The organism is Variovorax gossypii (genome assembly GCF_003965815.1).
GTDB lineage: Bacteria > Pseudomonadota > Gammaproteobacteria > Burkholderiales > Burkholderiaceae_C > Variovorax > Variovorax gossypii.
Map to the genome: position 1 here is coordinate 109,109 of NZ_RXOE01000006.1, position 26,101 is coordinate 135,209.

Consider the following 26,101-nt stretch of genomic DNA (forward strand, 5'->3'; position numbering starts at 1 on the left):
CCATGAAGACGAGACAAATCAACGGCCTGGCGCTGACGATCGCGCTGTCGCTCTCGGCGTGCGGCGGTGGCGGCAGCGGCGCGGGGTTCGGCGGCGGCGTCGCGCTGCCGCCGGCCGCAAGCCCTGCACCGGTGGCACCCGCACCTGCGCAGGACGACCTCACGGTCGCGGTCACCACCGAAGGAAAGGTCGCTGGCAATGCGGGTGACGGCATCGTGTCGTTCCTCGGCATTCCCTACGCACAGCCGCCGGTGGGCGCACTGCGCTGGGCACCGCCGCAACCGCCGGCCGCCCGCGCGGCGACGTTGCAGGCCAAGGCCTTCGGCAGCGCATGTCCGCAGGCGCCCGGCGCAGTGTCGTCGCCGATCGCCGAAGACTGTCTCTACCTGAACGTGTGGAAACCGGCGGGAACCAAGGCCGGCGACAAGCTGCCGGTGATCTTCTACATCCACGGCGGCGCGTTCACGCTGGGTTCGGGAGAGATGGGCCCGAGCCCGCTGGCGAGCCGCGGCGTGGTGGTCGTCAGCATCAACTACCGGCTCGGCGCGCTCGGCTATCTCGCGAACAAGGCGCTGCGTGCGGCCAACAAGGACGGCAGCCTCGGCAACTTCGCCGTGATGGACCAGCTTGCCGCGCTCGGCTGGGTGCAGAGGAACATCGCGGCCTTCGGCGGCGACGCGGGCAACGTCACGCTGTGGGGCACCTCGGCGGGCGCGACGCAGAGCTTCTCGCTGCTGCAGTCGCCGAAGGCCAGGGGGCTGTTCCAGCGCGCGGTGATGCAGAGCGGCGGCGCGGCCGAGTATTCGAATCCCGGCATGGACACCTCGCTGGCGGTGGGAGACACCGCCGTGCAGAACCTCGGGTGCGGCGGTGCCACCGACGTGGTGGCCTGCCTGCGCGCGCTGCCGGTATCCGCGCTGCTCGCGCAGGGCGGACTCAAGTGGCGGCCCACCGTGGACGCGCAGGTCATCACCCAGGTGCCCGCGCGCGCATTCGCGACCGGCAACTTCAACCAGGTGCCCGTGATGATCGGCGGCGTGCACGACGAGGGCACGCTGTTCGTCGACACGAAGCTGAGCGCAGCCTACTACCCGCTGTACCTGCGCGGGCTCGCGCCGGCCGGCTACGACACCACGGCCATCGAGGCGGCCTATCCGATCGGCAACTACGCCGTGCCGGCGCAAGGCATCGCACGGGCCATCGGCGACGCGATGTACGCCTGCGGCAACAGCGCGCGGCGCGATGCGCTCGCGGCGTGGGTGCCGGTGTACGGCTGGGAGATGACCGATCCGCAGCTGTCGTTTCCATCGAGCCCCACGGCCTTCTACTACGGCACGGCACACGGCATGGACAGCTACTACCTGACCGGCACGGTCGACTCGCTGCCCACCTACCCCTACTTCGATCAGAGCAGCACCACGCCCGACGCGGCCACCACGGCGCAGCGCAAGGCGCTGTCGACGCAGATGGTCGCGTACCTCCTCAACTTCGCAAAGAACGGCGACCCGAACGGCGACGGCCGCAACGTCGCGACGCGCTGGCCGCGCTCCATGGGCCCTTCGGACCGGGCGCTGATGGAGTTCACCTACCCGGCCATCAAGACATCGAGCAACGCGTTCGAGCACGCCCACAAATGCGACACGCTCTGGGGACCCGACGTGTTCCCGCCGATGTACTGACCGAAGAATGAACCGCATCGACCCACTCATGAACGAACGACACGTCATCGACCACCTCGACGCCCGCCAGCCGGAGATCGTGGACTGGCTCAAGGCATTCCTGCGCATTCCGAGCGTGAGCGCCGACCCGTCCTTCGCGCCGCACATGCACGAGGCGCGGCGCTTCCTCCTCGAGCGGCTGCAGCGGATCGGCCTGTCCGGCGTGCGCCTGCTCGACGGCGGCGGCGAGCCCGCCGTTTACGGCGAATGGAACGGCGCGCCCGGCCAGCCCACGCTGATGGTGTACGGCCACTACGACGTGCAGCCGGCCGATCCCCTCGACCAGTGGCACACGCCGCCGTTCGAGCCGACGGAGGTGGGCGGCCGTCTCTACGGGCGCGGCACTTCCGACGTGAAGGGCTCGACCGCGATCGCGCTCGAGGTGATCGCCTCGTTCCTCGCGGTGCAGGGACGCTGCCCGGTGAACATCAAGGTGTTCCTCGAAGGCGAGGAGGAAACGGGCAGCCCGTCGCTGCGAACCATCGTCGAACGCCACCGCGCGCTGCTTCAGGCCGACGCGGTGCTGTCCGCCGACGGCGGGCGGGCGAGCGCGGACGTGCCGACGATCAACACCGGCGCCCGTGGCAACGCGCAGCTGGAGGTGCGGCTGCGCACCGCGCACAAGGACCTGCATTCGGGCCGCTACGGCGGCGGCGTCCGCAATGCGCTGCACGAGATGGCGCGGCTGGTCGCGTCGCTGCACCACCCCGATGGCGGCGTTGCGGTCAAAGGCTTCCATGACGGCGCCGCGTCGCCCACGGAAAGACAGCGCGCAGACACCGCTGCGTTCCCGTACGACGAGGCCGCGTTCTTCTCGGACGTCGGCGGCAGCGCGCACGGAGAGCCCGGCTACACCGCGCGCGAACGCATCACGCTGCGTCCCGCGCTCGACGTCAACGGCCTGTGGGGCGGCTACACAGGCGGCGGCGGCAAGACCATCGTGCCCTGCGAGGCGCAGGCCAAGCTCACCACGCGCGTCGTCGCGGGGCAGGACCCGCGCGCCGTGATCCACGCGGTGCTGCACCACCTGCAGCGGCACTGCCCGCCGGGCTGCACGCTCGACGTGGTGGCAATGAACGACGGCTCGCCCGCCTCCACCCTCGCGCCGCACCATCCGCTGGTGAGCGCGGCCGAGGCTGTACTGGAGCGCGAGAGCGGCCTGCGCCCCATCCACGTGCGGCTAGGCGCCAGCGTGCCGGTGACGGCGATCTTCAAGGAGATGCTGGGCATCGACACGCTGATGTTCGGCTTCAACCTGCCCGACGAAGACGTGCATGCGCCGAACGAGTTCTTCAGGCTGGCGTCGATCCGGCAAGGGACGCGGGCGTGGACGCTGCTTCTCGCGGAACTGGCGAAGCATCCGCCTGCGTCTTTTCACGTCGGCTGACGCCCGGCGAAGGATTTCTTCAGGGCTCTTCGCCCTCGCGCGGCCGCGCTGCCTTCGCAGCCGCCGCCCGCAGCTTGTCCTTCTTGCTCGGCCGCTTGCCCTTGATGCCCCCCGTGCCCGACGCGTCGACCAGCGGCGGCGCCACCTCCACCGGCTCGAAGCCCTCGACTCGCTCGCGCGGCAGCTTCAGGCCGTGGCGTTTCTCGATCACCCTGAAGTGGGCCTCCGTCGATGCGCTCACGAAGCTGATGGCCAGGCCGCTCTCGCCGGCGCGGCCGGTGCGGCCGATGCGGTGGATGTAGTCGGCGGGCGAGCGCGGCAGGTCGTAGTTGATGACCACGGGCAGCTGGGCGATGTCGATGCCGCGCGCCGCGAGGTCGGTGGCGATCACCACGTCCCAGCGGCTCTGCTTGAACTGCGAGAGGATGTCGGTGCGCGTGCGCTGCGCGATGTCGCCGTGGAAGGGCACGGCGTAGATGCCGTTCCTGTAGAGCTTCTCGGCCACGGTCTGTGCGGCGTGCTGCGTGGCGACGAAGACCAGTACGCGGCCCCATTCGTCCTCGTGCTGCTTCAGCAGGTGGCGCAGCAGCTGGGTGCGGCGGCCGGGGTCGACCTCGATCACGCGCTGCACGATGTCGGGCGCGGTGCCGGGTTCGCCCTGCACGTCGACTACCGCCGGGTCTTGCAGCATGCCGTCGGCCAGCGCCTGGATGGCACCCGGGAAGGTGGCCGAGAACAGCAGGTTCTGGCGCCGCTTCGGCAGCAGTTCGAGGATGCGGCCGAGTTCGTCGGCGAAGCCCAGGTCGAACAGGCGGTCGGCCTCGTCGAGCACGAGCATGGCCACGCCGTCGAGCTTCAGCGCGTTGTGGTCCGCCAGGTCGAGCAGCCGGCCCGGCGTGGCGACGACGATGTCGGCGCCGCCGCGCAGGCTCATCATCTGCGGGTTGATCGACACGCCGCCGAATGCGACGACGATCTTCGGGCGTTCGGGCAGGTCCTGGGCCAGGTCGTGCATGGTCTCGCCGACCTGGGCCGCGAGTTCGCGCGTGGGAACGAGCACCAGGGCGCGCACGCGGCGCGCGCCGCGAGGCCGGTCGGCCCCCAGGCGCTGCAGCAGCGGCAGGGAGAATGCGGCGGTCTTTCCGGAACCGGTCTGCGCCGAGCCCCGCACGTCGCGGCCTTGCAGAATCGCGGGAATGGCCGCGGCCTGGATGGCGGTCGGCGCGGCATAGCCGCGGCGGGCGGCGGCCTGCACGAGCGCGGGGGACAGACCCAGTGAGTCGAATGGCATGTGAGCGGACAGAAGGATCAACCCCAGGGTAGATGGATGGACAGAGAAGAGAGACGTATCGGATGTCGACGATGAAACAGCAGCAGCGCAGCAATCAGTCCGGCGGCACGCTGGTGTATTCCACCGAGGCGGGCGGCCGCATGTGCCCCGGCTGCGGGGAGCCCGTGGCCCGATGCCGCTGCAAGGAGCTCGCTAGCCAGGCCCGCGCGCCGGCCACCGACGGCATTGTGCGTGTATCCCACGAGACCAAGGGCAGAAAAGGCAAGGGCGTGACGGTGGTCAAGGGCGTTGCGCTCGACGCGGCGGCGCTGCTGACGCTGGGAAAGCAGCTGAAGACGGCCTGCGGCTCGGGCGGCACGGTGAAGGACGGCACCATCGAGATCCAGGGCGACCACCGCGAGACGGTGATCGCCGCGCTCTCGAAGCTGGGCCACACGGTCAAGCGCGCGGGAGGCTGAGCAGAAGATGAATCCCGAAGACCTCCAGCGGCTGGTGACGCTCGAAATGCCCTTCGGCAAGTACAAGGGCACGCTGATTGCCGATTTGCCCGGCAATTACCTGAGCTGGTTTGCACGCGAGGGTTTTCCCTCGGGAGAAATCGGCAGATTGCTCGCGTTGATGCATGAAATAGACCACAACGGGCTTTCCGGCCTGCTGAAACCGTTGCGAAACCGCCCTTCAGGCCCGGGAGTTACCCGATGAAGCACGATTTCGCCGCAATTTTTGCAAATCGGGCCGGATAATCCCTGCTACGTGTCAGTGGGCCCCCGCGGCTCCCGTGCACGTAATTCGGTGATCGGTCAGTTTCGCGCCACAGCGCAGTTCTTGTTTGTTGTGATTCTGGGACTCCATCGCTTTTTGTTTTTTTGTTGGTTTGAATCAGGAGTCCCTTGATGGGCAAGAAACTTTACGTGGGCAATCTCGCCTACTCGGTCCGTGACAACGATCTCGAGCAAGCCTTCGGCGAATTCGGCTCGATCGTCAGCGCAAAGGTCATGATGGAACGTGACACCGGCCGTTCGAAGGGCTTCGGCTTTGTCGAAATGGGCACGGATGCCGAAGCACTCGCAGCCATCGAAGCCATGAACGGCCAGCCCCTGCAGGGCCGCGCCCTGACGGTGAACGAAGCCCGTCCGATGGAAGCCCGTCCCCCCCGCAGCGGTGGCGGCGGCTACGGTGGTGGTGGTGGCGGCGGCTACGGTGGCGGCGGCCGCAGCGGTGGTGGCGGCTACGGCGGCGACCGCAGCGGCGGCGGCGGTTACGGTGGCGGCGGTGGTGGCTACGGCGGCGGTGGCCGCGGCGGCTACTGAGCCCTCCCCCTCCTGCCTCCAGGGCCTTCGGGCCCTTGAATGAAAAAAGCTCCTTCGGGAGCTTTTTTTATTGGGGAAAACGCCCGAACCGGGAAGAACCCTTGCCCTGCGGTACGCATTTGTTCGTACCGCGCTGGTCAGCCAACGGTCAGCCCCGCGGATCGACCCTCATTCCTCCATAACAAGAGGAGCGAGACATGCGGATAAAGAGTCAGGCGGACTTCTTTTCAGGAGTCATGTTCACCACCGTGGGCGGCGCCTTCGCCATCGGCGCCACCACCTACACCATCGGCGACGGCGCCCGCATGGGGCCGGGCTACTTCCCGCTGATGCTGGGCATCCTGCTGGCGGTACTGGGCGCGATCATCATGTTCCAGGCGATGGTGGTCGAGACCAACGACGGCGACCCCATCGGCAAGTGGGCCTGGAAGCCGCTGGCCTTCGTGCTCGGCGCGAACCTGGCCTTCGGCGTGCTGCTGGGCGGACTGCCCAGCATCGGGCTGCCGGCCATGGGGATGATCATCGCAATCTACGCGCTCACGATCATCTCGAGCATGGCGGGCGAGCACTTCAAGCTGCGCGACGTGCTGATCCTCGCGACCATCCTGGCGGCCGGCAGCTACGTGGCGTTCATCTGGGCGCTGAAGCTGCAGATCCAGGTGTGGCCCACCTTCATCTCGGGCTGAGGAGCACACCGCCATGGAACTCTTCCACAACCTCGCGACCGGCTTCGGCGTCGCGTTCACCTTCACCAACCTGCTGTACTGCCTGATCGGCTGCATCCTGGGCACGCTGATCGGCGTGCTGCCGGGCATCGGCCCGGTCGCGACCATCGCGATGCTGCTGCCGGCTACCTACGCGCTGCCGCCGGTTTCGGCGCTGATCATGCTGGCGGGCATCTACTACGGCGCGCAGTACGGCGGCTCCACCACGGCCATCCTGGTGAACCTGCCGGGCGAGTCGTCCTCGGTGGTCACCTGCATCGACGGCTACCAGATGGCAAGGCAGGGCCGCGCAGGCCCGGCCCTGGCCGCCGCCGGCCTGGGCTCGTTCTTCGCGGGCTGCGTGGGCACGCTGATCCTGGCCGCCTTCGCGCCTCCGCTGACCGAGCTGGCCTTCAAGTTCGGCCCCGCCGAGTATTTCTCGCTGATGGTGCTGGGCCTGATCGGCGCAGTGGTGCTGGCCTCGGGCTCGCTGCTGAAGGCGGTGGCGATGATCGTGCTGGGCCTGCTGCTGGGCATCGTCGGCACCGACGTCAACTCGGGCGTGGCGCGCTACAGCTTCGACATTCCCGAGCTCACCGACGGCATCGGCTTCGTGGTCATCGCCATGGGCGTGTTCGGCTACGGCGAGATCATCGGCAACCTCTCGCAACCCGACGACGAGCGCGAGGTGTTCACGCACAAGGTCAAGGGCCTGTGGCCCACCAAGGACGACTTCAAGCGCATGCTGCCCGCGGTGCTGCGCGGCACCACGCTGGGCTCCGCGCTGGGCATCCTGCCCGGCGGCGGGGCGCTGCTGGCCTCGTTCGCCTCGTATGCGCTGGAAAAGAAGATCAAGATGCGCCCCGGCGAAGTGCCCTTCGGCAAGGGCAACATCCGCGGCGTGGCCTCGCCCGAGTCGGCCAACAACGCCGGCGCCCAGACCTCCTTCATCCCGCTGCTGACGCTGGGCATCCCGCCCAATGCCGTGATGGCGCTGATGGTGGGCGCGATGACCATCCACAACATCCAGCCCGGCCCGCAGGTGATGACCAGCAACCCCGAGCTCTTCTGGGGCCTGATCGCCTCGATGTGGATCGGCAACGCGATGCTCATCATCCTGAACCTGCCGCTGATCGGCATGTGGATCAAGCTGCTGACGGTGCCCTACAAGTTCCTGTTCCCGGCCATCGTCCTGTTCTGCGCGATCGGCGTGTACTCGACCAACAACAACACCTTCGACGTGTGGATGGTGGCGGCCTTCGGCTTCATCGGCTACCTGTTCATCAAGCTGCGCACCGAGCCCGCGCCGCTGCTGCTGGGCTTCATCCTGGGGCCGATGATGGAAGAGAACCTGCGCCGGGCGCTGCTGCTGTCGCGCGGCGCATGGAGCGTGTTCGTCACACGGCCGCTGTCGGCGGGGCTGCTGATCGCGGCGGTGCTGCTGCTGGGCATCGTGCTTCTCCCTGCCATCAAGGCCAAGCGCGAAGAGGCTTTTGTAGAGGACTGAGCCTCAGCGCACGAACAGTGGCAGCAGCAACAGCTGCCACGCCAGCCCCAGCAGGGCCGAGCCCAGCACCACCGGGATCACCCCGGCCTTGAAGCGGAACAGCGCCACGGCGGCGATCAGCCCGATCGCCGCCGATGCCGCGTCGAAGCCCCCTCCGGCTCCCTTTGGCCACAGCACGTGCCAGGCGAAGAAAACCGCCAGATTGACGATCACGCCCACCACCGCCGCGGTGATGGCCGTCAGCGGAGCAGTGAGCTTCAGGTTGCCGTGCGTCGATTCGATGAAGGGACCGCCAAGCAGGATGAACAGGAAGGACGGCAGGAAGGTGAAGAAGCTCACCACCGTCGCCGCCACCGCGCCCGCGGCGAACAGCGAGTGGGCGCCGAACAGCGCCTGGTTCCAGCCGCCGACGAAGCCCACGAAGGACACCACCATGATCAGCGGCCCCGGCGTGGTCTCGCCCAGCGCGAGGCCGTCGATCATCTGCGTGGCGCCCAGCCAGCCGTAGTGGTCGACCGCTCCCTGGAACACGTAGGGCAGCACCGCATACGCGCCGCCGAAGGTCAGCAGCGCGGCCTTGGTGAAGAACCAGCCCATCTGCGTGAGCGTGCCGTGCCAGCCGTACAGCGCGACGAGCGCGCCCATGGCGCCCAGCCACAGCGCGAGGAACACGCCCAGCACGCGCCAGAAGCGGCCCCAGCCGAAGCGCGCGTGCGCGGGCGTCGGCGTGTCGTCGTCGATGAGCGCCGGGCCGATGGCCGCAGCCCCCGCCGCGCCATGCCCGCCGCCTCCGGGCGCGAAGCGCTGCGGCGCCACGCGACTGCCGAAATAGCCGATGGCCGCCGCCGCGAGCACGATCAGCGGAAACGGCACCTGCAGCGCGAAGATCGCCACGAAGGCCGCCGCGGCGATCGCCCAGAGCCACGCGTTCTTCAGCACCCTCGAGCCGATGCGCCAGGCCGCGAACAGCACGATGGCCGTCACCGCCGGCTTCACGCCGTACAGCAGCCCGGCCACCGCCGGCACCTGCCCGTAGGCCATGTAGACCCACGACAGCGCGATCAGGATGAAGAGCGAGGGCAGCACGAACAGCACGCCCGCCGCGATGCCGCCCCAGGTGCGGTGCATGAGCCAGCCGATGTAGGTGGCGAGCTGCTGGGCCTCGGGGCCGGGCAGCAGCATGCAATAGTTGAGGGCATGCAGGAAGCGCTTTTCCGAGATCCAGCGCCGACGCTCCACCAGCTCCTGGTGCATCAGCGCGATCTGCCCGGCCGGCCCGCCGAAGCTGATGAAGCCCAGCTTGAGCCAGTAGCCGAAGGCCTGCCAGAAGCTGACGGGGACGGGCGGCTCGGCTGGGTCTTCGGTGGGCGGCATCGGGCGACTTTCGTGTCTCGCTATTTCAGGAATGCGTCGTAGGCGGTCTTCAGTATCAGCGCGCTCACCACCACGATGAACACCACCCGCACGAAGCCCGCGCCGTGCTTCAGCGCAACCCTCGTGCCCAGCACGCTGCCGGCCACGTTGGCCACCGCCATCACCAGCCCGTAGTGCCACCAGACGTGACCCTTGGCCGCCAGCAGGATCAGCGCGGCGGCGTTGGTCAGGGTGTTGATGATCTTGGCCGAGGCCGAGGCGTTGAGGAAGTCGTAGCCCATCCAGCGCACGAAGAGGAACACCAGGAAGCTCCCCGCGCCCGGCCCGAAGAAGCCGTCGTACAGCCCGATCGACAGGCCGATGGTGCAGGCGGCCAGCGTCTCGGCCCGGCCCGAGAAGCGCGGCGCGTGCATGCGGCCCATGTCCTTGCGCGCCAGCGTGTACAGCAGCACGCCCAGCAGGATCAGCGGCAGCGCCTTGCGCAGGAAGTCGCCCGGGAACATGGTGACGCCCCAGGCGCCCAGCATCGAGCCGGCGAAACCGAGCAGCGCGGCCGGCCAGAGCGCGCCCCAGCGCATCTGCACCCGCTGGCTGAACTGGGCGGCGGCGGCGGCCGTGCCCCAGATGGACGCACTCTTGTTGGTGCCCAGCAGGGTCGCGGGCGGTGCGCCCGGGAAAACCGCGAACAGCGCGGGCACCAGGATCAGCCCGCCCCCGCCCACGATCGAATCGACAAAACCCGCGAGCGCAGAGGCGCCCGTCACCACCAGCATTTCCATAGGGGCTGGATTGTCTCACCTCGGTGCTATCGAAAAAGTAGCTGAAGAAGCCTGCGCCCCGTGCCTTTCGCGCAAATAAAAAAGGCGCCGACCAGCGGCGCCTTCCAAAGTCGAACAGGCATCTCGTACGGAGCCTTTGAAGATTTTTCTTGTTGCTTGGGGGGATTGTCTCCTCGGACCCTCGGCACACGAGCAGGGCCCGTTCGCGAGTGCGCAGACTTTATGGGCACGCACCGCCTCAGTGCATTGGGAATTACCCGCTTTGCCTTACCGAAGAAGTCCGATTTGCAAACCAAAGTGTTTCTGATAGTTAACGACGTGGCACGACTTGTGCACGGGGCGCCTGAGTCCATCACTTGAAGAAGAAAAGCGACCATGGCCCTGGCACCGCAAGCCTCCATCAACGCGGCAGACACCGCATGGATGATGACCTCGACCGCGCTGGTGCTGCTGATGACGCTGCCCGGCATCGCTCTCTTCTACGCGGGCATGGTGCGCCGCAAGAACGTGCTGGCCACCATGGCGGCGGTGGTGGCGATCGCCGCGACGGTCTCGCTGACCTGGTTCGCGGTGGGCTATTCGCTGGCCTTCACCGAGGGCTGGCCCTGGCTCGGCGGCTCCGGGCGCTTCTGGTTCTCGGGCTTCGAATACCTCAAGGCGGCCGGGCAGCTGGCGGTGAGCCACGTGGCGCCCAACGTGCCCGAGACGGTCTACGCGATGTTCCAGCTGACCTTCGCGATCATCACCACGGCCCTCGTTCTCGGCGCCTTCGTCGAGCGCATGCGCTTCTCGGCGATCCTGTGGTTCGCGCTGCTGTGGAGCGTGCTGGTGTACGCGCCCATCGCCCATTGGGTGTGGGAGCCGGGCGGCTGGCTCGCGCAGATGGGCGCTCTCGACTTCGCAGGCGGCTCGGTGGTTCACGTCAACGCGGGCATCGCGGGGCTGGTGTGCGCCTACGCGCTCGGCTCGCGCAAGGGCTACGGCCGCGAGGCCTTCGAACCCTACAACCTGGCATTCACCATGACCGGCGCGGGCCTGCTGTGGGTGGGCTGGTTCGGCTTCAATGCCGGCTCGGCGGTGGCGGCCGACGGCCGCGCGGGGCTGGCGATGCTGGTCACGCACATCGCGGCCGCCGCCGGCGCCCTGAGCTGGATGCTCGGCGAATGGATCGTGCGGCGCAGCCCTTCGCTGCTGGGCCTGTGCTCGGGGCTGGTCGCGGGGCTGGTGGCCATCACGCCGGCCGCCGGCTTCGTCACGCCGCCGGCCGCGCTGGCCATCGGCACCATCGCCGGGCTGGCCTGCTACTGGGGCGCCACCGGCCTGAAGCACCTGCTGGGCGCGGACGACTCGCTCGACGTGTTCGGCGTGCACGGCATCGGCGGCATCGTGGGCGCGCTGCTGACGGGCGTGTTCGCCGACCCGCGCGTCTCGGGCGCCACCGGCGACGCGCTGACGCAGGCGATCGCGGTCGGCAGCGTGGCCATCTTCAGCGCCGCGGGAACGGCGGTGGTGCTGTTCCTGGTGCACGTCATCGTCGGATTGCGCGTCGATGCCGACAGCGAGGTGCTGGGCCTCGATCTTGCACAGCACAGGGAACATCTCGGGAGCAGTTGACCCACCGACGGAGGAACCATGCCATCCATGTCCGAAAGCGAACGCATCGCCCTCGCCGCCCGCCTTCACGTGGCGCTGCGGCGAAAGCACGGCCGCGTGACCGACACCGAGTGGATGGCGACCAACGCCGAGTACGCCGCCGAGATCGTGCGCATGACCCGCGCGCACGCCGCCGACACCAAGGACGAGGAGCTCTACCTGCTCGCAACGCGGCTGGAGCAGGCGATGGAGCCGCTGGCGCGCGCCGCCCGGCTGGCGGCGCGGCAGCCCGACGGCCAGCCGCCCACGCCCCCGCCCCGATACGTAGGCGGCCTCCGCTGATACGCAGCCAGTTCGCGGGACACCGCGGAACCGGCTTCGCCGGGCCGCCGGTGTCGCCCCCGGCGAGGGGGTTGGCGAAGCGACACGAAGTGCGCGAAGCCTGGGGGAGTGCTCAGTCCACGGCGAGCGCCGCCTTGCGGATCGACTGAAGCGTGCTGCCCGGCGTGATGGCTTCCGGGTCCAGCAGGCAATGCAGGATCGCCGGCTTGCCGCTCGCCCTCGCGCGGGCCAGCGCGGGGCCGAATTCCTCCGTGCTGGTCACGCGCTCGCCGTGGCCACCGAACACCTCGGCGTAGCCCCTGAAGTCGGGGTTCTTCAGTTGCGTGGCACTGATGCGGCCCGGGTAGTGCCGTTCCTGGTGCATGCGGATCGTGCCGTACATGGCGTTGTCCAGCAGCACCACGATGATCGGCAGGCCGTACTGCACGGCGGTCGCGAACTCCTGGCCGTGCATCATGAAGTCGCCGTCGCCCGCGAACACCACCACCTCGCGCTGCGGCCAGAGGCGCTTGGCACCGACGCCGGCCGGCAGGCCGTAGCCCATCGAGCCGCTGGTGGGCGCGAGCTGGCTGGCATACGAACGAAACGGCCAGAAGCGATGCACCCAGGTGGCGAAGTTGCCCGCGCCGTTGCAGAAGATGGTGTCGGCCGGCAGCACCTCGCGCAGGTGCTTCATGACCTCGCCCATCTGCAGCGGGCCCGGAATGCGGATGGGCGACGGGTCGCTCCAGCGCAGGAAGTCTTCGCGGGCGGTCTTCGTTTCCGCCTGCCATGCAGCCACCTGCGCGGGCCGCAGCGTGGCAACGGCCTCGGCGAAAGCCTGCGGCGTGGCGTGGATGCCCAGCGCCGGGCGATACAGCCTGCCGAGCTCGCCGGCATCGGCATGCACATGCACCAGCGCCTGCTTCGGCTGCGGAATGGACAGCAGCTCGTAGCCCTGCGAAGGCACTTCCGACAGGCGCCCGCCCACCAGCAGCACCAGGTCGGCATTGCGGATGCGCTCCAGCATGCGCGGATTGGCGCCGAGCCCCAGGTCGCCCGCATAGCTCGGGTGATCGGCCGACAGCAGCATCTGCCGGCGGAACGAGCAGTACACGGGCAGCGAGAACGCCGCCGCGAAGTCCGCGAACTGCCGCGATGCCTTCTCCGACCAGCGGCTGCCACCCAGGATGACCACCGGCCGCTGCGCCTGCGACAGCCGCTGCTGCAGTTCGGCGATCTGCGCCGCGCCGGGATGGGTCTCGGTGACGGCGTAAGGCTGCGCGTCGGCCACCGTCGCGGCCTCGGTCAGCATGTCTTCCGGCAGCGCGATCACCACCGGCCCGGGGCGGCCCGAGGTCGCGACGTGAAAGGCGCGCGACACCAGCTCGGGCACGCGCGCCGGGTCGTCGATCTGCACCACCCACTTGGCCATGGTGCCGAACACCGCGCCGTAGTCCAGCTCCTGGAAGGCCTCGCGACCCAGCGCGTCGCGCGCGACCTGGCCGACGAACAGCAGCAGCGGCGTCGAGTCCTGGTGCGCGATGTGCACGCCGGCCGACGCATTGGTGGCGCCCGGCCCGCGCGTGACGAAGCACACGCCCGGCTTGCCGGTGAGCTTGCCCTGCGCCTCGGCCATCATCGTCGCGCCGCCTTCCTGGCGGCACACGGTCACTTCGATGGAGGCGTCGTGCAGCGCGTCGAGCACGGCGAGAAAGCTCTCGCCGGGCACGCAGAAGAGCTGCTCGACGCCGTGGGTGATGAGCTGGTCGACCAGGATCTGGCCGCCGGTGCGGGAGGAGGAAGTCATGCTGTATCCAATGGGCTGAAGGTGTCGGGTATTGCTCCTTCCCCCTCTGGGGGAAGGTTGGGATGGGGGCAAGCGGCGATGGACAAGCCGACAGCAATTGCCAGGCCGCCCGCCCCCACCCCTGCCCTCCCCCAGCGGGGGAGGGAGAAATGCGGGTTCATTCGAGGGCGGCGCAGGCAGCGATGATGCGCGCGCACGCCTCTTCCAGTTGCGCCATCGACGTCGCATACGAAATCCGGAAGTACGGCGCCAGCCCGAACACGCTGCCCGGCACCACCGCCACCTCGAAGTCCTGCAGCAGGTAGCGGCAGAAGTCGCTGTCGGTCTGCAGCAGCGCGCCGCCGCGGGTACGCCTGCCGAGCACGCCGGCGCAGCTCGCGAATGTGTAGAACGCGCCTTCGGGCACGCGGCAGTGCAGCCCCGGTGCGCGGTTCAGCGCTGCGACCACGAAGTCGCGCCGCGCCTGGAAGTCGGCACAGCGCTCGGCCACGATGTCCTGCGGTCCGGTCAGCGCCTCGATGGCCGCGGCCTGGCTGACCGACGAAGGACACGAAGTGGTCTGGCTCTGCACCACGGCCATGGCCGCGATCAGCGCGCGCGGACCGGCGCCGTAGCCCACGCGCCAGCCGGTCATCGCATAGGCCTTGGACACGCCGTTCACCGTCAGCGTGCGCTCGCGCAGCCGCGGCTCCACCGCCACGGGCGTCGCGAAGGCCAGCCCGTCGTAGAGGATGTGCTCGTAGATGTCGTCCGCCAGCACCCACACCTGCGGATGGCGCAGCAGCACCTCGCACAGCGGCTTCAGCTGGTCGGCGCTGTAGGCCGCGCCGCTCGGGTTCGAGGGCGAGTTCAGGAACAGCCAGCGCGTGCGCGGAGTGATGGCCGCCTCGAGCTGCGCGGCATCGAGCCGGAAGCCGTTGGCCTCGGTGCCGGCCACGGGCACCGGCACGCCGCCGCAGATCTGCACGATGTCTGCGTACGAGGTCCAGTACGGCGCGGGCAGGATGACTTCGTCGCCGGGGTTCAGGCTGGCCATCAGCGCGTTGAAGATCACCTGCTTGGCGCCCGCGCTCACGCTGATCTCGTCGAGCGCGAAGTCGAGCGCGTTGTCGCGCCTGAACTTGAGTTGTACCGCCGCCTTCATCGCCGGGCTGCCGTCGAGCACGGTGTAGCGCGTGTCGCCGCGCCCGATGGCACGCACCGCGGCCTCGCGCACGTTCTGCGGCGTGTCGAAATCGGGCTCGCCCGCGCCCAGCACGATCACCGGTCGGCCCGCGCGCTTCAGCGCGTTGGCGTGGTCGGTGATGCGCAGGATCTCCGAGACGCCGATGGCGCGCACGCGCTGCGCGGGCTCGAAAGCGATGGAGGTGGCGGTATCTGCTGTCACTTGGCGTAGGCCTCCAGCGGCTTGTCGTTAGGCTCGGCGATGAGCTGCCTGAGCGTGGTGCTCATCGGCAGGTTCAGGCTGGTGTTCTTCGGCGGAATGGCCGCCACGAACCACTTGGTGTAGATCTTCTCGAGGTCGCCGCTCTTCATCATGCGGCGCAACGAGTCGTCCACCGCGGCCTTGAAGGCCGGGTCGTCCTTGCGGAACAGCAGCGCGATCGGCTCCGAGCCCAGCGGCTCGCCCACGATGCGATAGGCCGACGGGTTCTTCGAGTTCGCGATGATCCCGGCCAGCAGGTTGTCGTCGAGCACGAAGGCATCGGCGCGGCCCGACTCCATCAGCAGGAAGCTTTCCAGGTGGTCCTTGCCGAGCATGGTGTTGTACGAGACGTTCTGCGCGCGCTCGCGCTTGCGCAGCAGCTGCACCGCCGTGGTGCCGGTGGAGGCCGACACGTTGCGGCCCGCGAGCTGGTCGAGGTTGGTGATGCCCGAGTCGATCTTGGTCGCCATGCGCACCTCGCTCACGTAGGTGGTGAGCGCGAAGGCCACCTGCTGCTGGCGCGCCGTGTTGTTGGTGGTGGGGCCGCAGCCGATGTCGAGCGTGCCGTTCTGCACCAGCGGGATGGTGTTCTGCGCGGTCACGGCCATGTACTCGAGCTTCGCCTGCGGAGCGATGTCCTTCAGCACGCGCTCGCACAGCTCGACGTGGTAGCCCACGTACTTCTCGCCCGCGCCCAGCATGTAGGCCATGGGCGGCGAGGCTTCGCGCACGCCGAGCACCACCTTGCCGCTGGACTTGATCTTGTCGAGCGTGCCGCCGGCGGCGGTCTGGGCCGTGGCGGCGAGCGAAAGTGCCAGCAGCGCGGCTGCGGCAGCGATGGCCTTGAAGGAAATCCTCATTTTTTCTGTCTCCTGGTTGTGGTTCTGGTTGCGATGAATGCATGCGGCTGCCCGCCTGGCGCGCGAAGCGGCAGGCCTGGACAGTCCACAAAGCGATCGGTCAGTCGCCGATGTCGAAGGTCACGCCCTGAGCGAGCGGCAAGGCGGTCGAGTAGTTGATGGTGTTGGTGGCGCGGCGCATGTACGCCTTCCAGCTGTCGGAGCCGGCTTCGCGTCCGCCGCCGGTTTCCTTCTCGCCGCCGAAGGCGCCGCCGATTTCGGCGCCGCTCGGGCCGATGTTGACGTTGGCGATGCCGCAGTCGGAGCCCGAGCTCGACATGAAGCGCTCGGCCTCGCGCATGTTCAGCGTGAAGATCGACGACGACAGGCCCGCGCCCACCGCGTTGTGCTGTTCGATGGCCTCGTCGAGCGAGCTGTAGCGCACCACGTACAGGATGGGCGCGAAGGTCTCGCGCAGCACCGGGCCTTCATGCGACTTCAGCTCCACCAGCGCGGGGCGCACGTAGTAGGCGTCCTTCGTGCCGATGCCTTCCACGCGCTGGCCGCCGTGCACCTTGGCGCCGGCCTCGCGGCTTTCGCCGAGCGCCTTCTGCATGCCGTCGAAGGCGGCGCGGTCGATCAGCGGGCCGACCAGCGTGCCGGCCTCGCGCGGATCGCCCACCTGCACGTTGCCGTAGACCTTGGCCAGCTTGGGCACCAGCTGGTCGTACACGCCTTCATGCACGAACAGGCGGCGCAGCGTGGTGCAGCGCTGGCCGGCCGTGCCCATGGCTGCGAAGGCGATGCCGCGCAGCGCGAGGTCGAGGTCGGCCGAGGGCGTGACGATGGCGGCGTTGTTGCCGCCGAGCTCCAGAATGGCCCGGGCGAAGCGCGCGGCCAGCTTCGGCCCCACCTGGCGGCCCATGGCGGTCGAGCCGGTGGCCGAGAGAACCGGCACGCGGTGGTCGTCCACCAGCAGCTCGCCGATGTCGCGCTGGCCCAGCAGCAGGCCCAGCAGGCCTTCGGGCGCGTCGCCGAAACGCTCGATGGCGCGCTGCGCGATGGCGTGCACGGCCAGCGCGGTCAGCGGCGTCTTCTCGGAGGGCTTCCACACCACCGGGTCGCCGCACACCAGCGCCAGCGCGGCGTTCCACGACCACACGGCCACCGGGAAGTTGAAGGCAGAGATCACGCCGCACACGCCCAGCGGATGCCAGGTTTCCATCATGCGGTGCTCGGCGCGCTCGGTGGCCAGCGTGAGGCCGTAGATCTGGCGCGAGAGGCCGACCGCGAAGTCGCAGATGTCGATCATTTCCTGCACCTCGCCCGCGCCTTCGGACGGGATCTTGCCGGCCTCCAGCGTGACGAGGCGGCCCAGGTCGCCCTTGGCGGCGCGCAGCTCCTCGCCCAGCAGGCGCACCAGCTCGCCGCGGCGCGGAGCCGGCACGTTGCGCCAGGCCTTGAAGGCCTCGTGCGCGCGGCCGATCACCGCCGTCGCCTCGGCCGGCGAGGTCTGCGGCACCTGCGCCACCACCTCGCCGCTGACGGGCGAACGCACCGTCAGCTCGCCGCCGGTGTGGGCGCTGCGGGGCACGCCGAGGCGCTGCAGCAACTGTTCGATTTCGGTGGCGACGGAAACGGGGGATTGGGATTCGGACATGGACGCGCTCCGGGAGGCAGATGAAAGAGAAAGGGAACGGGAAGGCAACGAAGGCCGAGGGGCGTAATCCGGCCAATATCAGCGAATCCCGCCCGATTGCCTAATGAAAATATGGAAGGACCTGATGCGTTTCAGGAAGGATCTCGAGCCGTTGACGTGCGCCTAGCGCACCAACCGGGTCGCCGCCAGGATCCACAGCATCACCAGCACCACGTTGCTCGCCGCGAACAGGCCCAGCCGGTGCAGCACGTGGTTGTAGGTCAGGTGCACCGCGCTGTGCAGCGCCCGCAGCCCGACGTAGGCCCAGGCCAGCCAGACCGCCGCGGGCGTCGCCTGCGCCGCCACGTAGAAGAGCAGGCACACCACGTAGAACAGCACAGGCAGCTCCAGCAGGTTCATGTAGTTGCGGTTGGGCAGACGCACCGCGTCCGGCACCGCGTCCGACTCGCCCAGCCTGAAATCGGCCGCCCGGATCTCGCGGCGCAGCACGGCGCGAACGCGCGTGAAGGGAATGAGCAGCAGCACCATGCCGGTGAGGGCCGCGAGGGCGAAGACGGGGTAGAGGATCGAGGGGTTGTTCATGGTCGGCTCCTTGTTCAGCCCGGCCCCGGCGCCTCGGGCAAGGGAATCTTCTGCCCCGCCGGCGACCCCGCCAGGCTCTGCGCGGGCCGCCTCAGCGTCGCGTCGAAGGGATTGATCTTCGGCCCGATGGTCGCGGCCTCCCGTTTCAGCAGTTCGACCACCGTCGGCATGCGGTCCGCATTCAGCCGGTCGGCAATCGTGCCCACGCTCAGCGCGGCCACCGCGCGGCCTTCGCGGTCGAGGATCGGCACGGCCACGCCGGCCATGCCTTCGAGCAGGCCGGTGTTGCGCCCCGCGAAGCCGGCCTGGCGCACGCGCTCGATTTCGGTGCGCAGGTAAACCTCGTCGTACACGCCGTACTCGCGCACGCGCGGCAGATTGAAGCGGATCACCTCCTCGCGCTCGGCCTCGGGCAGGAAGGCGAGGATCGCGAGCGCGCCCTGCCCCACGCCCAGCGCGATGCGCCCGCCGATGTCGCCGGTGAATGAGCGGATGGGGAACGGCCCCTCGCTCCGGTCGAGGCACACGGCGTCGAAGCCGCTGCGCGCGAGCAGGAAGATGCTGTCGCCCAGGCTGGCGCACAGGCGCAGCAGCACGGGCCGGCAGATGGAGCGCAGGTCGCCCGGGTTGCCCGCGCTCGCGGCCAGCGCGAAGAAATCGATGCTCAGGCGGTAGAGCTTGCTGCGCTCGTCCTGCTCGACCATGCCCTCGGCCATGAGCGACTGCAGCAAACGGTGCGTGGTGGCCTGCGTGAGGCCCACCGAACGTGCGATCTGGGTCACGCGGCCACCCTCGGCCTGCACCGCGCCGAGCGCGCGGATCACCGAAAAGACGCGCGGCACGCCGCTGCTGCTGACGGCGGGCGCCGCCGAAGTGCTCTCCATACCTTCCTCCTGCGGAATTCGATTTGGCTGATGCGGCCATCATATTCCGTTAAACGGAATAATTTAAAGAAATATTCTGATTAGTGGAATACCCGAGGCGATCTGGCGCAATCGTTGCAATAGAGTGAATCAAGAACAGCAAGCTGTCCATGGCCTGCACCAAGCCGAGGCAAGGTGCCCGAAGCCATCTTTTTCGCCCCCGAAGAAAGGCCCGTTCCATGTCATTCCTACGGCTCACCGACGTGACCAAGTTCTATGGCGCCACCCGCGCGGTGTCGGCCATGAATCTCTCGGTGGAAAAGGGCGAGTTCGTCTCGCTGCTCGGCCCCTCGGGCTGCGGCAAGACGACCACGCTGCAGATGATCGCGGGCTTCGAGGCCGTGAGCAGCGGCCGCATCGAGCTCGCGGGCAAGGACATCACGCACGCCAAGGCCAACACGCGCGGGCTGGGCATCGTGTTCCAGACCTACGCCCTCTTCCCGCACATGACGGTGGCCGACAACGTGAGCTTCGGCCTCGAGATGCGCAAGATGCCCAAGGCCGAGCGCACCGAGCGCGTGAAGCAGGCGCTTGCGCTTGTGCACCTCGACCGGCACGCCGGGCGCTACCCGCGCGAGCTCTCCGGCGGCCAGCGGCAGCGCGTGGCGCTGGCGCGCGCTCTGGTGATCGAGCCGCCGGTGCTGCTGCTGGACGAGCCGCTGTCCAACCTCGACGCCAAGCTGCGCGAGGAGATGCAGTTCGAGCTGCGCCAGATCCAGCGCAAGGTAGGCACCACCACGGTGATGGTCACGCACGACCAGAGCGAGGCGATGTCGATCAGCGACCGCGTGGTGGTGATGGAAGGCGGCTGCGCCACGCAGATCGACCACCCGCAGCGCGTGTACGAGCATCCGAGCACGCGCTTCATCTCCACCTTCGTGGGCAAGGCCAACCTGCTGGACTGCCGCGTGTCCGGCAGCGGCGCGGAACGCACCTGCGTGGAGGTCGGCACGCTCTCGCTCGACGTGGACGACACGGGTTTCAGCGTCGACGCCGCCGCGCTGCTGAGCGTGCGGCCCGAGAAGCTGCAGCTGGTGGCGCCGGGCCAGGGCCGCATCGACGGCGAAGTGCTGGAGCGCTTCTTCCTCGGCAGCCAGTGGCTCTACCGCGTGGCGACTTCGGTGGGCGAGCTCACGGTGCTGAGCCCCAACGACGGGCGCGAGGCCCTCGCGGAAGGCAGCCGCACCGGCATCGACTGGCCGGCGCACTGCATGCGGCTGCTGCCGGCGGAAGAAAAGGCCGTTGCAGCATGAGCGCATCGAAGAGCAAGGCCGCCCCGTGGTGGCTCTCCGGCCCCGCGCTGCTGCTGTTCACGGTGCTGCTCGTGGTGCCGCTCGGTCTCACCGCCGTGCTGTCGTTCAACGCCTACGACCCGGCCACGGGGCCGAAGTCGGGCGAGTTCACGCTCGCGCATTACGCGCTGGTGTTCTCCGACTCGTATTACCTCGGCATCTTCTGGCGCACCTTCTGGGTCTCGGCGCTGGTCACGCTGATCTGCGTGCTGATCGGCGCACCCGAGGCCTATGTACTCAGCCGCATGCGCAACCCGTGGCGCTCGGCGCTGCTGCTGGTGGTGCTGGCGCCGCTGCTGGTGTCGGTGGTGGTGCGGGCCTTCGGCTGGAGCATGCTGCTGGGCCCCGAGGGCGCGGTGAACGGGCTGCTGCAGCTGCTGGGCATCGGCCCGGTGAAGATCCTCTACACCAACGCGGCAGTGGTCATCGCGCTGGTGCACGTGATGCTGCCCTTCATGGTGATCCCGGTGTGGACCTCGCTGCAGAAGCTCGACCCCGGCGTGGAGAACGCGGCCCTCTCGCTCAATGCCACGCCCTTCACCACGCTGCGGCGCATCGTGCTGCCGCAGGTGATGCCGGGCATTCTCTCGGGCAGCCTGATCGTGTTCGGCCTGGCCGCGAGTTCGTTCGCCATTCCGGGGCTGCTGGGCGGACGGCGGCTGAAGATGGTCGCGACCATCGTCTACGACGAATACCTGAGCGAGCTCAACTGGCCGCTGGGCGCTGCCGTGGCGCTGGTGCTGCTGGTGGCCAACCTCGCCGTGATGCTCAGCTACAACCGCCTTGTCGAAGGCCGCTACAAGAAGGCACTGGGGTGAACCGATGAACAAGAACGGCCCCATCGCCCTTGCGTTCAACGCGCTCGTCATCGTCTTCATGCTGGCACCGCTGGTGGTGGTGTGCGTGGTGGCGTTCACGCCCGAGAACACGCTGACCATTCCGACCACGCACTTCTCGCTGCGCTGGTTCGAAGCAGTGTTCGCGCACCCCGACTTCATGCAGTCGTTCTGGAACAGCCTGTGGCTCGCGCTGAGCTCGGCCACCATCGCGACGCTGCTCGCGGTGCCGGCCGGCATGGCGATCACGCGCTACGAGTTCCCGGGGCGCAATTTCCTCAACGGCCTGTTCCTCTCGCCGCTGATCGTGCCGCACCTGGTGCTGGGCGTGGCGCTGCTGCGCCTGTTCTCGCTGGTGGGCGGCACGGGCAGCTTCGGCTGGCTGGTGCTGGCGCACGCGCTCATCGTCACGCCCTACACGCTGCGGCTGGTGGTGGCGGCGCTGGTGGGCTTCGACCGCAGCGCCGAGCAGGCCGCGCTCTCGCTGGGCGCGAGCCAGGCCACGGTGTTCCGCCGCATCACGCTGCCGATGATCCTGCCGGGCGTGACGGGCGGCTGGATGCTGTCGTTCATCAACAGCTTCGACGAAGTGACGATGTCGATCTTCGTCACCTCGCCGAGCACGGTCACGCTGCCGGTGCGCATGTACATGTATGCGACGGAGTCCATCGACCCGCTGATGGCCGCCGTGTCGGCGCTGATGGTGGCGGTGACGGCCTTCGCGATGATGCTGCTCGACCGCGTGTACGGGCTCGACCGCGTCCTGGTGGGGCGCAGATAGATGAAGACGACCATGACCGCACACGCATTGCTGCATCGCGTGGCCGAGAAGACCGGCCGCGAGGCCGTGCCCTTCACGCTCGACGGCGTGCCCGCGAGCGCGCTGGCCGGCGACACCGTGCTGACCGCCGTGCTCACGCAGTGCGGCCAGCTGCGCCGCAACGAGTTCAGCGGCCTGCCGCGCGCGGGCTTCTGCATGATGGGCGCCTGCCAGGACTGCTGGATCTCCACCAGCGAGGGCGAGCGCTTTCGCGCCTGCTCGACCTTCATCGCACCGGGCATGGAACTGCTCACGGGAAGGAACGACGCATGACGGCGCCGAATGAAGTCCGCCCCGTGATCGTCGGTGCCGGTCCGGCCGGCGTGCGCGCGGCGCAGGCGCTGGTGGCGCATGGCCTGCGGCCCGTGGTGATCGACGAGGCACCGCGCGCCGGCGGCCAGATCTACCGCCGCCCGCCCGCGCGCCTTGCGCAGCGGACCGCGCGAACGCTCTACGGCTTCGAATCGAAGCGCGCCGACGCGGTGCACGCGGCCTTCGACGCGCTGCGGGGCAGCATCGAGCACCACGCCGACAGCCTCGCGTGGAACGCACAGGACAAGGTGCTCGACGTGATGCACAACCCCACGCTCGGCAACCGCCGCGTGCCCTACAGCCATCTCATCGTGGCAACGGGCGCCACCGACCGCGTGCTGCCCGTTCCGGGCTGGACGCTGCCGGGCGTCTACACGCTGGGCGGCGCGCAGGTCGCGCTCAAGTTCCAGGGCTGCGCCATCGGGCGCCGCGTGGTGTTCATGGGCACGGGGCCGCTGCTGTACCTGGTGGCCTATCAATATGCGAAGGCCGGCGTGGACGTGGCCGCTGTGCTCGACACCGCGTGCCTCGCCGACCAGATCGCCGCCGCGCCCGCCATGCTGGCGCAGCCCGCCGTGCTCGCCAAGGGCATGTACTACGTGGGCTGGCTGCGCGCGCACGGCATCGCGCTGCACGGCGGCGTGCGTCCGCTGCGGGTGCTCGGCGACGAGCAGCAGGGCCGCGTCACCGGCGTGGCGTGGCTCGACGGAGAGACGGAGCGCACGATCGATTGCGATGCGGTGGGCTTCGGCTACGCGCTGCGCTCCGAGACGCAACTGGCCGACCTGCTCGGCTGCCGCTTCGACTACGCGCCGCTGCACCGCGCGCACCTGCCGGTGCGCGACGCAGCGGGGCGCTCCAGCGTCGATGGCGTGTACCTCGCAGGGGACGGCGCCGGCATCATGGGCGCGGACGCGGCCGAATGGGCGGGCGAGCGCGCGGCGCTGGCACTGCTGCAGGACGCGGGCATCGCCATCGACACGGCGCGCGCATCCGTGCTCGAACGCAAGCTCGACAAGCTCGCCGGCTTCCGCCAGGGCCTCGAACGCGCCTTCCCCGTGCCTCAGGACTGGGCAGCGCACGCGAGCGACGACCTCGTCATCTGCCGCTGCGAGAACGTCACCGCCGGCACGCTGCGCCAGACCATCGCCAGCACCGGCGCCGACGAGATGAACCGCCTCAAGGCCTTGTCGCGCGTCGGCATGGGCCGCTGCCAGGGCCGCATGTGCGGCGCGGCCGCTGCCGAAATCCTCGCGCACGCGACGCGGCAGCCGCTGCAGCAGGTGGGCCGGCTGCGCGGGCAGGCGCCGATCAAGCCGATTCCGATCAGGCTCGTGCCGGTCGAAGGGAGCGGCGCATGAGTTCGATCAAAAAGCTGCGAACCGATGTCGCCATCGTCGGCGGCGGCATCGTCGGCTCTTCCGCTGCGCTGGCCCTTCGCCGCATGGGCCTCGGCGTGGTGCTGCTGGAGCGCGATCTTTGCGGCTCGCGTTCCAGCGGCGTGAACTACGGCGGCGTGCGCCGCCAGGGCCGGCCAGTGAGCCAGCTGCCGCTGGCGCAGCGCGCACACCGCATCTGGGGCGACCTGGCCGGGCTGCTGGGCACCGACGGCGAATACATCCGCTCGGGCCACTTCAAGATCGCGCGCAGCGAATCGGACATGGCCTCGCTCGAACGCTACCGCGCGCTGAGCAGCGACTTCGACCTGGGCCTGGAGCTGATCTCCGGCGCACGGCTTCGCGAGCAATGCCCGTGGCTAGGCACGCGCGCGGTGGGCGGCTCGCTGTGCGCGGAAGACGGGCAGGCCAATCCGCGCCTGGTGTCGCCGGCCTTCGCACTCGCGGCGCAGCGTGCCGGCGCGCAGGTCTTCGAGCGCCACAAGGTCGACGAGGTGGCGCACGACGGTGCCATGTTCATGGTGCGCAGCGGCAATGCGCTCGAAGTGCAGGCGCCGGTGCTGCTCAACTGCGCGGGCGCCTGGGCCGGCGCCATTGCCAGCCAGTTCGGCGAGACGCCGCCGATGTTTGCGCGCAGCCCGCTGATGGCAGTGACCGAGCCGGTGCCGCATTTCATGAAATGGAGCCTCGGCGTGGAAGGCGGCGGCATCTACTGCCGGCAGGTCGAGCGCGGCAACGTGGTGCTGGGCGGCGGAACGGGCATCACGCTCGACGCCGAACGCTCGCGCGCCGAGCGCGAGGGCATCGCCGCGCTGGCCGTGCAGGCCATCGAGCTGCTGCCCGCGCTGCGCCACGCCCACATCATCCGCACCTGGGGCGGCACCGAAGGCTACCTGCCCGACCGCGAACCGGTGCTGGGCCCGAGCCGCACCACGCCCGGCCTGTTCCACGGCTTCGGCTTCGCGGGCGCGGGCTTCCAGATCGGCCCTGCCGCCGGCGAGGTGCTTGCCGAGCTCGCGCGCGACGGCCGCACCGACACGCCCATCGACGCCTTCGCCATCGAGCGCTTCGACGACGAGCAGGCGAAAGCGAAAGCGCAGGCCCCAAAGCCCCTCACCCTCACTCCCGCATCCCCCACCTGAACTTGAATGGAGAGCATCGCCATGTCCCCGAAGTCCTCGATCAGAACCCTCCCGCTCCTGGCCGCGCTGCTCGCGGCCGCCGGCATCGCCGGTGCGCAGACCAAGACCCTCTACATCGGCATGAACGGCGGCACGATGGAGAAGGCGTACACGCAGTACGTCTTCCCCGCCTTCGAGAAGGCCTACGGCGCGAAGGTGGTGGTGGTGCCCGGCACCTCGTCCGACATCCTCGCGAAGGCCCAGGCCAACAAGGACAGGCCGCAGATGCACGTGATGTTCCTCGACGACGGCGTGATGGTGCGCGCCATCGGCATGGGCCTGTGCCAGAAGCAGAAGCCCAGCCAGTCGCTCTCCGAGATCTACCCGGCCGCGCGCTTCAAGGACGACATGGCCAGCGGCGTGAGCCTGGGCATGACGGGCCTGGCCTACAACGCGAAGATGTTCAAGGAGAAGGGCTGGGCCGCCCCCACCTCGTGGATGGACCTGGCCGACCCGAAGTACAAGGGCAAGGTGGTGTTCCAGTCGATGTCGTCGTCTTCCTTCGGGCTGCACGGCTTCCTGATGTTCAACCGCATCCAGGGCGGCAACGACAAGAACGTGGAGCCCGGCTTCAAGGCCTGGCCCACCTCCATCGGGCCGAACGTGCTGGAGTACATCCCGAGCTCGGCCAAGCTCTCCGAGATGGTTCAGACCGGCGAGGCGGCGATCTTCCCGCTCACGCCCACGGCCGTGGCGGCGATGAAGAGCAAGGGCATTCCGGTGGAATACGCGCCGCCCAAGGAAGGCGCGGTGGTGCTCATGGTCGGCCAGTGCGTGATCGCCAACAACACCGAGCCCGAGCTGTCGCAGAAGCTCGCCGAGTTTTTGCTGAGCCCGCTGGCGCAGGCCAACGTGCTGCAGTACGGCGCCCAGATCCCGACCAACCCGAAGGCGCCGGTGGTGGGCGACGGCGTGGCGCAGGTGGCGGACATCAACAAGTGGATGAAGACCGCCGTGACCATCGACTGGGAAAGCATCAACGCGAACCGCCCGGCTTGGAACGCGCGCTGGAACAAGACGATAGAGAAGTGATGTTTCT

Annotated in this window: 25 protein-coding genes; 16 read left to right on the forward strand and 9 right to left on the reverse strand. The window is 68.9% G+C overall.

Features of this window, described 5'->3' with window-relative positions; all coding sequences use genetic code 11:
* Positions 1 to 2: 2 nt before the first annotated feature.
* Both EJP69_RS21145 and EJP69_RS21150 read left to right on the forward strand, forming a co-directional pair.
* A complete protein-coding gene (locus EJP69_RS21145) occupies positions 3 to 1,679 on the forward strand; it encodes a carboxylesterase/lipase family protein (RefSeq protein ID WP_126472412.1) in 1,677 nt (558 codons plus the stop codon).
* A 28-nt stretch (positions 1,680 to 1,707) separates the two neighbouring features.
* On the forward strand, positions 1,708 to 3,105 hold the full coding sequence (locus EJP69_RS21150) for a dipeptidase (protein WP_126472413.1): 1,398 nt from the start codon (positions 1,708 to 1,710) through the stop codon (positions 3,103 to 3,105).
* A gap of 19 nt (positions 3,106 to 3,124) precedes the next feature.
* On the opposite strand, the gene EJP69_RS21155 is transcribed toward EJP69_RS21150, so the two are convergent.
* Entirely contained in the window at positions 3,125 to 4,396 is a 1,272-nt protein-coding gene (locus EJP69_RS21155; protein ID WP_126472414.1) for a DEAD/DEAH box helicase, read from the reverse strand.
* A gap of 62 nt (positions 4,397 to 4,458) precedes the next feature.
* Between EJP69_RS21155 and EJP69_RS21160 the strand changes: the two genes are divergently transcribed.
* The 5 genes from EJP69_RS21160 to EJP69_RS21180 all read left to right on the forward strand — a co-directional run bounded on the left by EJP69_RS21160 (position 4,459) and on the right by EJP69_RS21180 (position 7,917).
* Positions 4,459 to 4,854 (forward strand): translation initiation factor Sui1, encoded by a 396-nt coding sequence (locus tag EJP69_RS21160; protein WP_206169372.1) that lies wholly within the window; start codon positions 4,459 to 4,461, stop codon positions 4,852 to 4,854.
* Positions 4,855 to 4,861: 7 nt separating this feature from the next.
* Positions 4,862 to 5,098, forward strand: a complete 237-nt coding sequence (locus tag EJP69_RS21165) for a DUF3820 family protein (protein WP_093209247.1) — start codon at positions 4,862 to 4,864, stop codon at positions 5,096 to 5,098.
* 191 nt (positions 5,099 to 5,289) lie between these two features.
* Positions 5,290 to 5,706, forward strand: coding sequence for an RNA recognition motif domain-containing protein (locus EJP69_RS21170; protein ID WP_093209250.1), 417 nt, complete (start codon positions 5,290 to 5,292; stop codon positions 5,704 to 5,706).
* A 197-nt stretch (positions 5,707 to 5,903) separates the two neighbouring features.
* Positions 5,904 to 6,392, forward strand: a complete 489-nt coding sequence (locus EJP69_RS21175; protein WP_093209252.1) for a tripartite tricarboxylate transporter TctB family protein — start codon at positions 5,904 to 5,906, stop codon at positions 6,390 to 6,392.
* A 13-nt stretch (positions 6,393 to 6,405) separates the two neighbouring features.
* Entirely contained in the window at positions 6,406 to 7,917 is a 1,512-nt protein-coding gene (locus EJP69_RS21180; protein ID WP_093301367.1) for a tripartite tricarboxylate transporter permease, read from the forward strand.
* A gap of 3 nt (positions 7,918 to 7,920) precedes the next feature.
* Here the strand turns inward: EJP69_RS21180 and chrA are convergent, their stop codons facing one another.
* Both chrA and EJP69_RS21190 read right to left on the reverse strand, forming a co-directional pair.
* Entirely contained in the window at positions 7,921 to 9,291 is a 1,371-nt protein-coding gene (gene chrA, locus EJP69_RS21185) for a chromate efflux transporter (protein WP_126472415.1), read from the reverse strand.
* 20 nt (positions 9,292 to 9,311) lie between these two features.
* The gene (locus EJP69_RS21190) at positions 9,312 to 10,070 is read right to left on the reverse strand and encodes a sulfite exporter TauE/SafE family protein (RefSeq protein ID WP_093206951.1); all 759 of its coding nucleotides are present in this window, start codon (positions 10,068 to 10,070) and stop codon (positions 9,312 to 9,314) included.
* A gap of 375 nt (positions 10,071 to 10,445) precedes the next feature.
* Between EJP69_RS21190 and EJP69_RS21195 the strand changes: the two genes are divergently transcribed.
* Together EJP69_RS21195 and EJP69_RS21200 are read left to right on the forward strand one after the other, a co-directional pair.
* A complete protein-coding gene (locus tag EJP69_RS21195; RefSeq protein ID WP_093301364.1) occupies positions 10,446 to 11,684 on the forward strand; it encodes an ammonium transporter in 1,239 nt (412 codons plus the stop codon).
* Between the two features lie 18 nt (positions 11,685 to 11,702).
* Entirely contained in the window at positions 11,703 to 12,005 is a 303-nt protein-coding gene (locus EJP69_RS21200) for a hypothetical protein (RefSeq protein WP_093206947.1), read from the forward strand.
* Between the two features lie 112 nt (positions 12,006 to 12,117).
* Here EJP69_RS21200 and EJP69_RS21210 read toward each other — a convergent pair whose 3' ends face one another.
* The 6 genes from EJP69_RS21210 to EJP69_RS21235 form a co-directional block, all read right to left on the reverse strand.
* Positions 12,118 to 13,794, reverse strand: a complete 1,677-nt coding sequence (locus tag EJP69_RS21210) for a thiamine pyrophosphate-binding protein (RefSeq protein WP_126472416.1) — start codon at positions 13,792 to 13,794, stop codon at positions 12,118 to 12,120.
* A 157-nt stretch (positions 13,795 to 13,951) separates the two neighbouring features.
* On the reverse strand, positions 13,952 to 15,181 hold the full coding sequence (locus EJP69_RS21215) for a pyridoxal phosphate-dependent aminotransferase (RefSeq protein WP_126472417.1): 1,230 nt from the start codon (positions 15,179 to 15,181) through the stop codon (positions 13,952 to 13,954).
* A complete protein-coding gene (locus EJP69_RS21220) occupies positions 15,178 to 16,080 on the reverse strand; it encodes an amino acid ABC transporter substrate-binding protein (RefSeq protein WP_126472418.1) in 903 nt (300 codons plus the stop codon). The genes EJP69_RS21215 and EJP69_RS21220 overlap by 4 nt, the downstream gene beginning before the upstream one ends.
* Positions 16,081 to 16,180: 100 nt before the next feature.
* Complete coding sequence (gene amaB, locus EJP69_RS21225) at positions 16,181 to 17,719, reverse strand: L-piperidine-6-carboxylate dehydrogenase (protein ID WP_126472419.1); 1,539 nt, start codon at positions 17,717 to 17,719, stop codon at positions 16,181 to 16,183.
* 162 nt (positions 17,720 to 17,881) lie between these two features.
* Entirely contained in the window at positions 17,882 to 18,301 is a 420-nt protein-coding gene (locus EJP69_RS21230; protein ID WP_093301356.1) for an MAPEG family protein, read from the reverse strand.
* Positions 18,302 to 18,315: 14 nt separating this feature from the next.
* Entirely contained in the window at positions 18,316 to 19,185 is an 870-nt protein-coding gene (locus EJP69_RS21235; protein ID WP_093206938.1) for an IclR family transcriptional regulator, read from the reverse strand.
* A gap of 218 nt (positions 19,186 to 19,403) precedes the next feature.
* Here EJP69_RS21235 and EJP69_RS21240 point away from each other — a divergent pair, with 218 nt between their 5' ends.
* Genes EJP69_RS21240 through EJP69_RS21270 form a run of 7 tightly spaced genes read left to right on the forward strand, consistent with a single transcriptional unit; the run spans position 19,404 to position 26,094 of the window.
* Positions 19,404 to 20,477, forward strand: a complete 1,074-nt coding sequence (locus EJP69_RS21240; RefSeq protein ID WP_093206936.1) for an ABC transporter ATP-binding protein — start codon at positions 19,404 to 19,406, stop codon at positions 20,475 to 20,477.
* Positions 20,474 to 21,334, forward strand: a complete 861-nt coding sequence (locus tag EJP69_RS21245; RefSeq protein ID WP_126472420.1) for an ABC transporter permease — start codon at positions 20,474 to 20,476, stop codon at positions 21,332 to 21,334. Before EJP69_RS21240 ends, EJP69_RS21245 begins: the two co-directional genes overlap by 4 nt.
* 4 nt (positions 21,335 to 21,338) lie before the next feature.
* Positions 21,339 to 22,133 carry an ABC transporter permease gene (locus tag EJP69_RS21250; RefSeq protein WP_126472421.1) on the forward strand — a complete coding sequence of 265 codons (795 nt, stop codon included), beginning with the start codon at positions 21,339 to 21,341 and terminating at the stop codon, positions 22,131 to 22,133.
* 12 nt (positions 22,134 to 22,145) lie between these two features.
* A complete protein-coding gene (locus tag EJP69_RS21255; protein WP_126472422.1) occupies positions 22,146 to 22,445 on the forward strand; it encodes a (2Fe-2S)-binding protein in 300 nt (99 codons plus the stop codon).
* Positions 22,442 to 23,845 carry an FAD/NAD(P)-dependent oxidoreductase gene (locus EJP69_RS21260; RefSeq protein WP_126472423.1) on the forward strand — a complete coding sequence of 468 codons (1,404 nt, stop codon included), beginning with the start codon at positions 22,442 to 22,444 and terminating at the stop codon, positions 23,843 to 23,845. The genes EJP69_RS21255 and EJP69_RS21260 overlap by 4 nt, the downstream gene beginning before the upstream one ends.
* Positions 23,842 to 25,023 (forward strand): NAD(P)/FAD-dependent oxidoreductase, encoded by a 1,182-nt coding sequence (locus tag EJP69_RS21265; RefSeq protein WP_126472424.1) that lies wholly within the window; start codon positions 23,842 to 23,844, stop codon positions 25,021 to 25,023. The genes EJP69_RS21260 and EJP69_RS21265 overlap by 4 nt, the downstream gene beginning before the upstream one ends.
* A gap of 21 nt (positions 25,024 to 25,044) precedes the next feature.
* Entirely contained in the window at positions 25,045 to 26,094 is a 1,050-nt protein-coding gene (locus EJP69_RS21270; RefSeq protein WP_240652253.1) for an ABC transporter substrate-binding protein, read from the forward strand.
* The last annotated feature ends 7 nt before the right edge of the window (positions 26,095 to 26,101 follow it).

Coding starts and splice junctions, on each gene's coding strand:
- EJP69_RS21255 (WP_126472422.1), top strand. CDS start 22,146: ATGACCGCACACGCATTGCTGCATCGCGTGGCCGAGAAGACCGGCCGC.
- EJP69_RS21220 (WP_126472418.1), bottom strand. CDS start 16,080: ATGAGGATTTCCTTCAAGGCCATCGCTGCCGCAGCCGCGCTGCTGGCA.
- EJP69_RS21210 (WP_126472416.1), bottom strand. CDS start 13,794: ATGACTTCCTCCTCCCGCACCGGCGGCCAGATCCTGGTCGACCAGCTC.
- EJP69_RS21160 (WP_206169372.1), top strand. CDS start 4,459: ATGTCGACGATGAAACAGCAGCAGCGCAGCAATCAGTCCGGCGGCACG.
- EJP69_RS21150 (WP_126472413.1), top strand. CDS start 1,708: ATGAACGAACGACACGTCATCGACCACCTCGACGCCCGCCAGCCGGAG.
- EJP69_RS21155 (WP_126472414.1), bottom strand. CDS start 4,396: ATGCCATTCGACTCACTGGGTCTGTCCCCCGCGCTCGTGCAGGCCGCC.
- EJP69_RS21240 (WP_093206936.1), top strand. CDS start 19,404: ATGTCATTCCTACGGCTCACCGACGTGACCAAGTTCTATGGCGCCACC.
- EJP69_RS21235 (WP_093206938.1), bottom strand. CDS start 19,185: ATGGAGAGCACTTCGGCGGCGCCCGCCGTCAGCAGCAGCGGCGTGCCG.
- EJP69_RS21175 (WP_093209252.1), top strand. CDS start 5,904: ATGCGGATAAAGAGTCAGGCGGACTTCTTTTCAGGAGTCATGTTCACC.
- EJP69_RS21165 (WP_093209247.1), top strand. CDS start 4,862: ATGAATCCCGAAGACCTCCAGCGGCTGGTGACGCTCGAAATGCCCTTC.
- EJP69_RS21250 (WP_126472421.1), top strand. CDS start 21,339: ATGAACAAGAACGGCCCCATCGCCCTTGCGTTCAACGCGCTCGTCATC.
- EJP69_RS21265 (WP_126472424.1), top strand. CDS start 23,842: ATGAGTTCGATCAAAAAGCTGCGAACCGATGTCGCCATCGTCGGCGGC.
- EJP69_RS21145 (WP_126472412.1), top strand. CDS start 3: ATGAAGACGAGACAAATCAACGGCCTGGCGCTGACGATCGCGCTGTCG.
- amaB (WP_126472419.1), bottom strand. CDS start 17,719: ATGTCCGAATCCCAATCCCCCGTTTCCGTCGCCACCGAAATCGAACAG.
- EJP69_RS21170 (WP_093209250.1), top strand. CDS start 5,290: ATGGGCAAGAAACTTTACGTGGGCAATCTCGCCTACTCGGTCCGTGAC.
- EJP69_RS21200 (WP_093206947.1), top strand. CDS start 11,703: ATGCCATCCATGTCCGAAAGCGAACGCATCGCCCTCGCCGCCCGCCTT.
- EJP69_RS21270 (WP_240652253.1), top strand. CDS start 25,045: ATGTCCCCGAAGTCCTCGATCAGAACCCTCCCGCTCCTGGCCGCGCTG.
- EJP69_RS21190 (WP_093206951.1), bottom strand. CDS start 10,070: ATGGAAATGCTGGTGGTGACGGGCGCCTCTGCGCTCGCGGGTTTTGTC.
- EJP69_RS21245 (WP_126472420.1), top strand. CDS start 20,474: ATGAGCGCATCGAAGAGCAAGGCCGCCCCGTGGTGGCTCTCCGGCCCC.
- EJP69_RS21195 (WP_093301364.1), top strand. CDS start 10,446: ATGGCCCTGGCACCGCAAGCCTCCATCAACGCGGCAGACACCGCATGG.
- EJP69_RS21230 (WP_093301356.1), bottom strand. CDS start 18,301: ATGAACAACCCCTCGATCCTCTACCCCGTCTTCGCCCTCGCGGCCCTC.
- chrA (WP_126472415.1), bottom strand. CDS start 9,291: ATGCCGCCCACCGAAGACCCAGCCGAGCCGCCCGTCCCCGTCAGCTTC.
- EJP69_RS21260 (WP_126472423.1), top strand. CDS start 22,442: ATGACGGCGCCGAATGAAGTCCGCCCCGTGATCGTCGGTGCCGGTCCG.
- EJP69_RS21180 (WP_093301367.1), top strand. CDS start 6,406: ATGGAACTCTTCCACAACCTCGCGACCGGCTTCGGCGTCGCGTTCACC.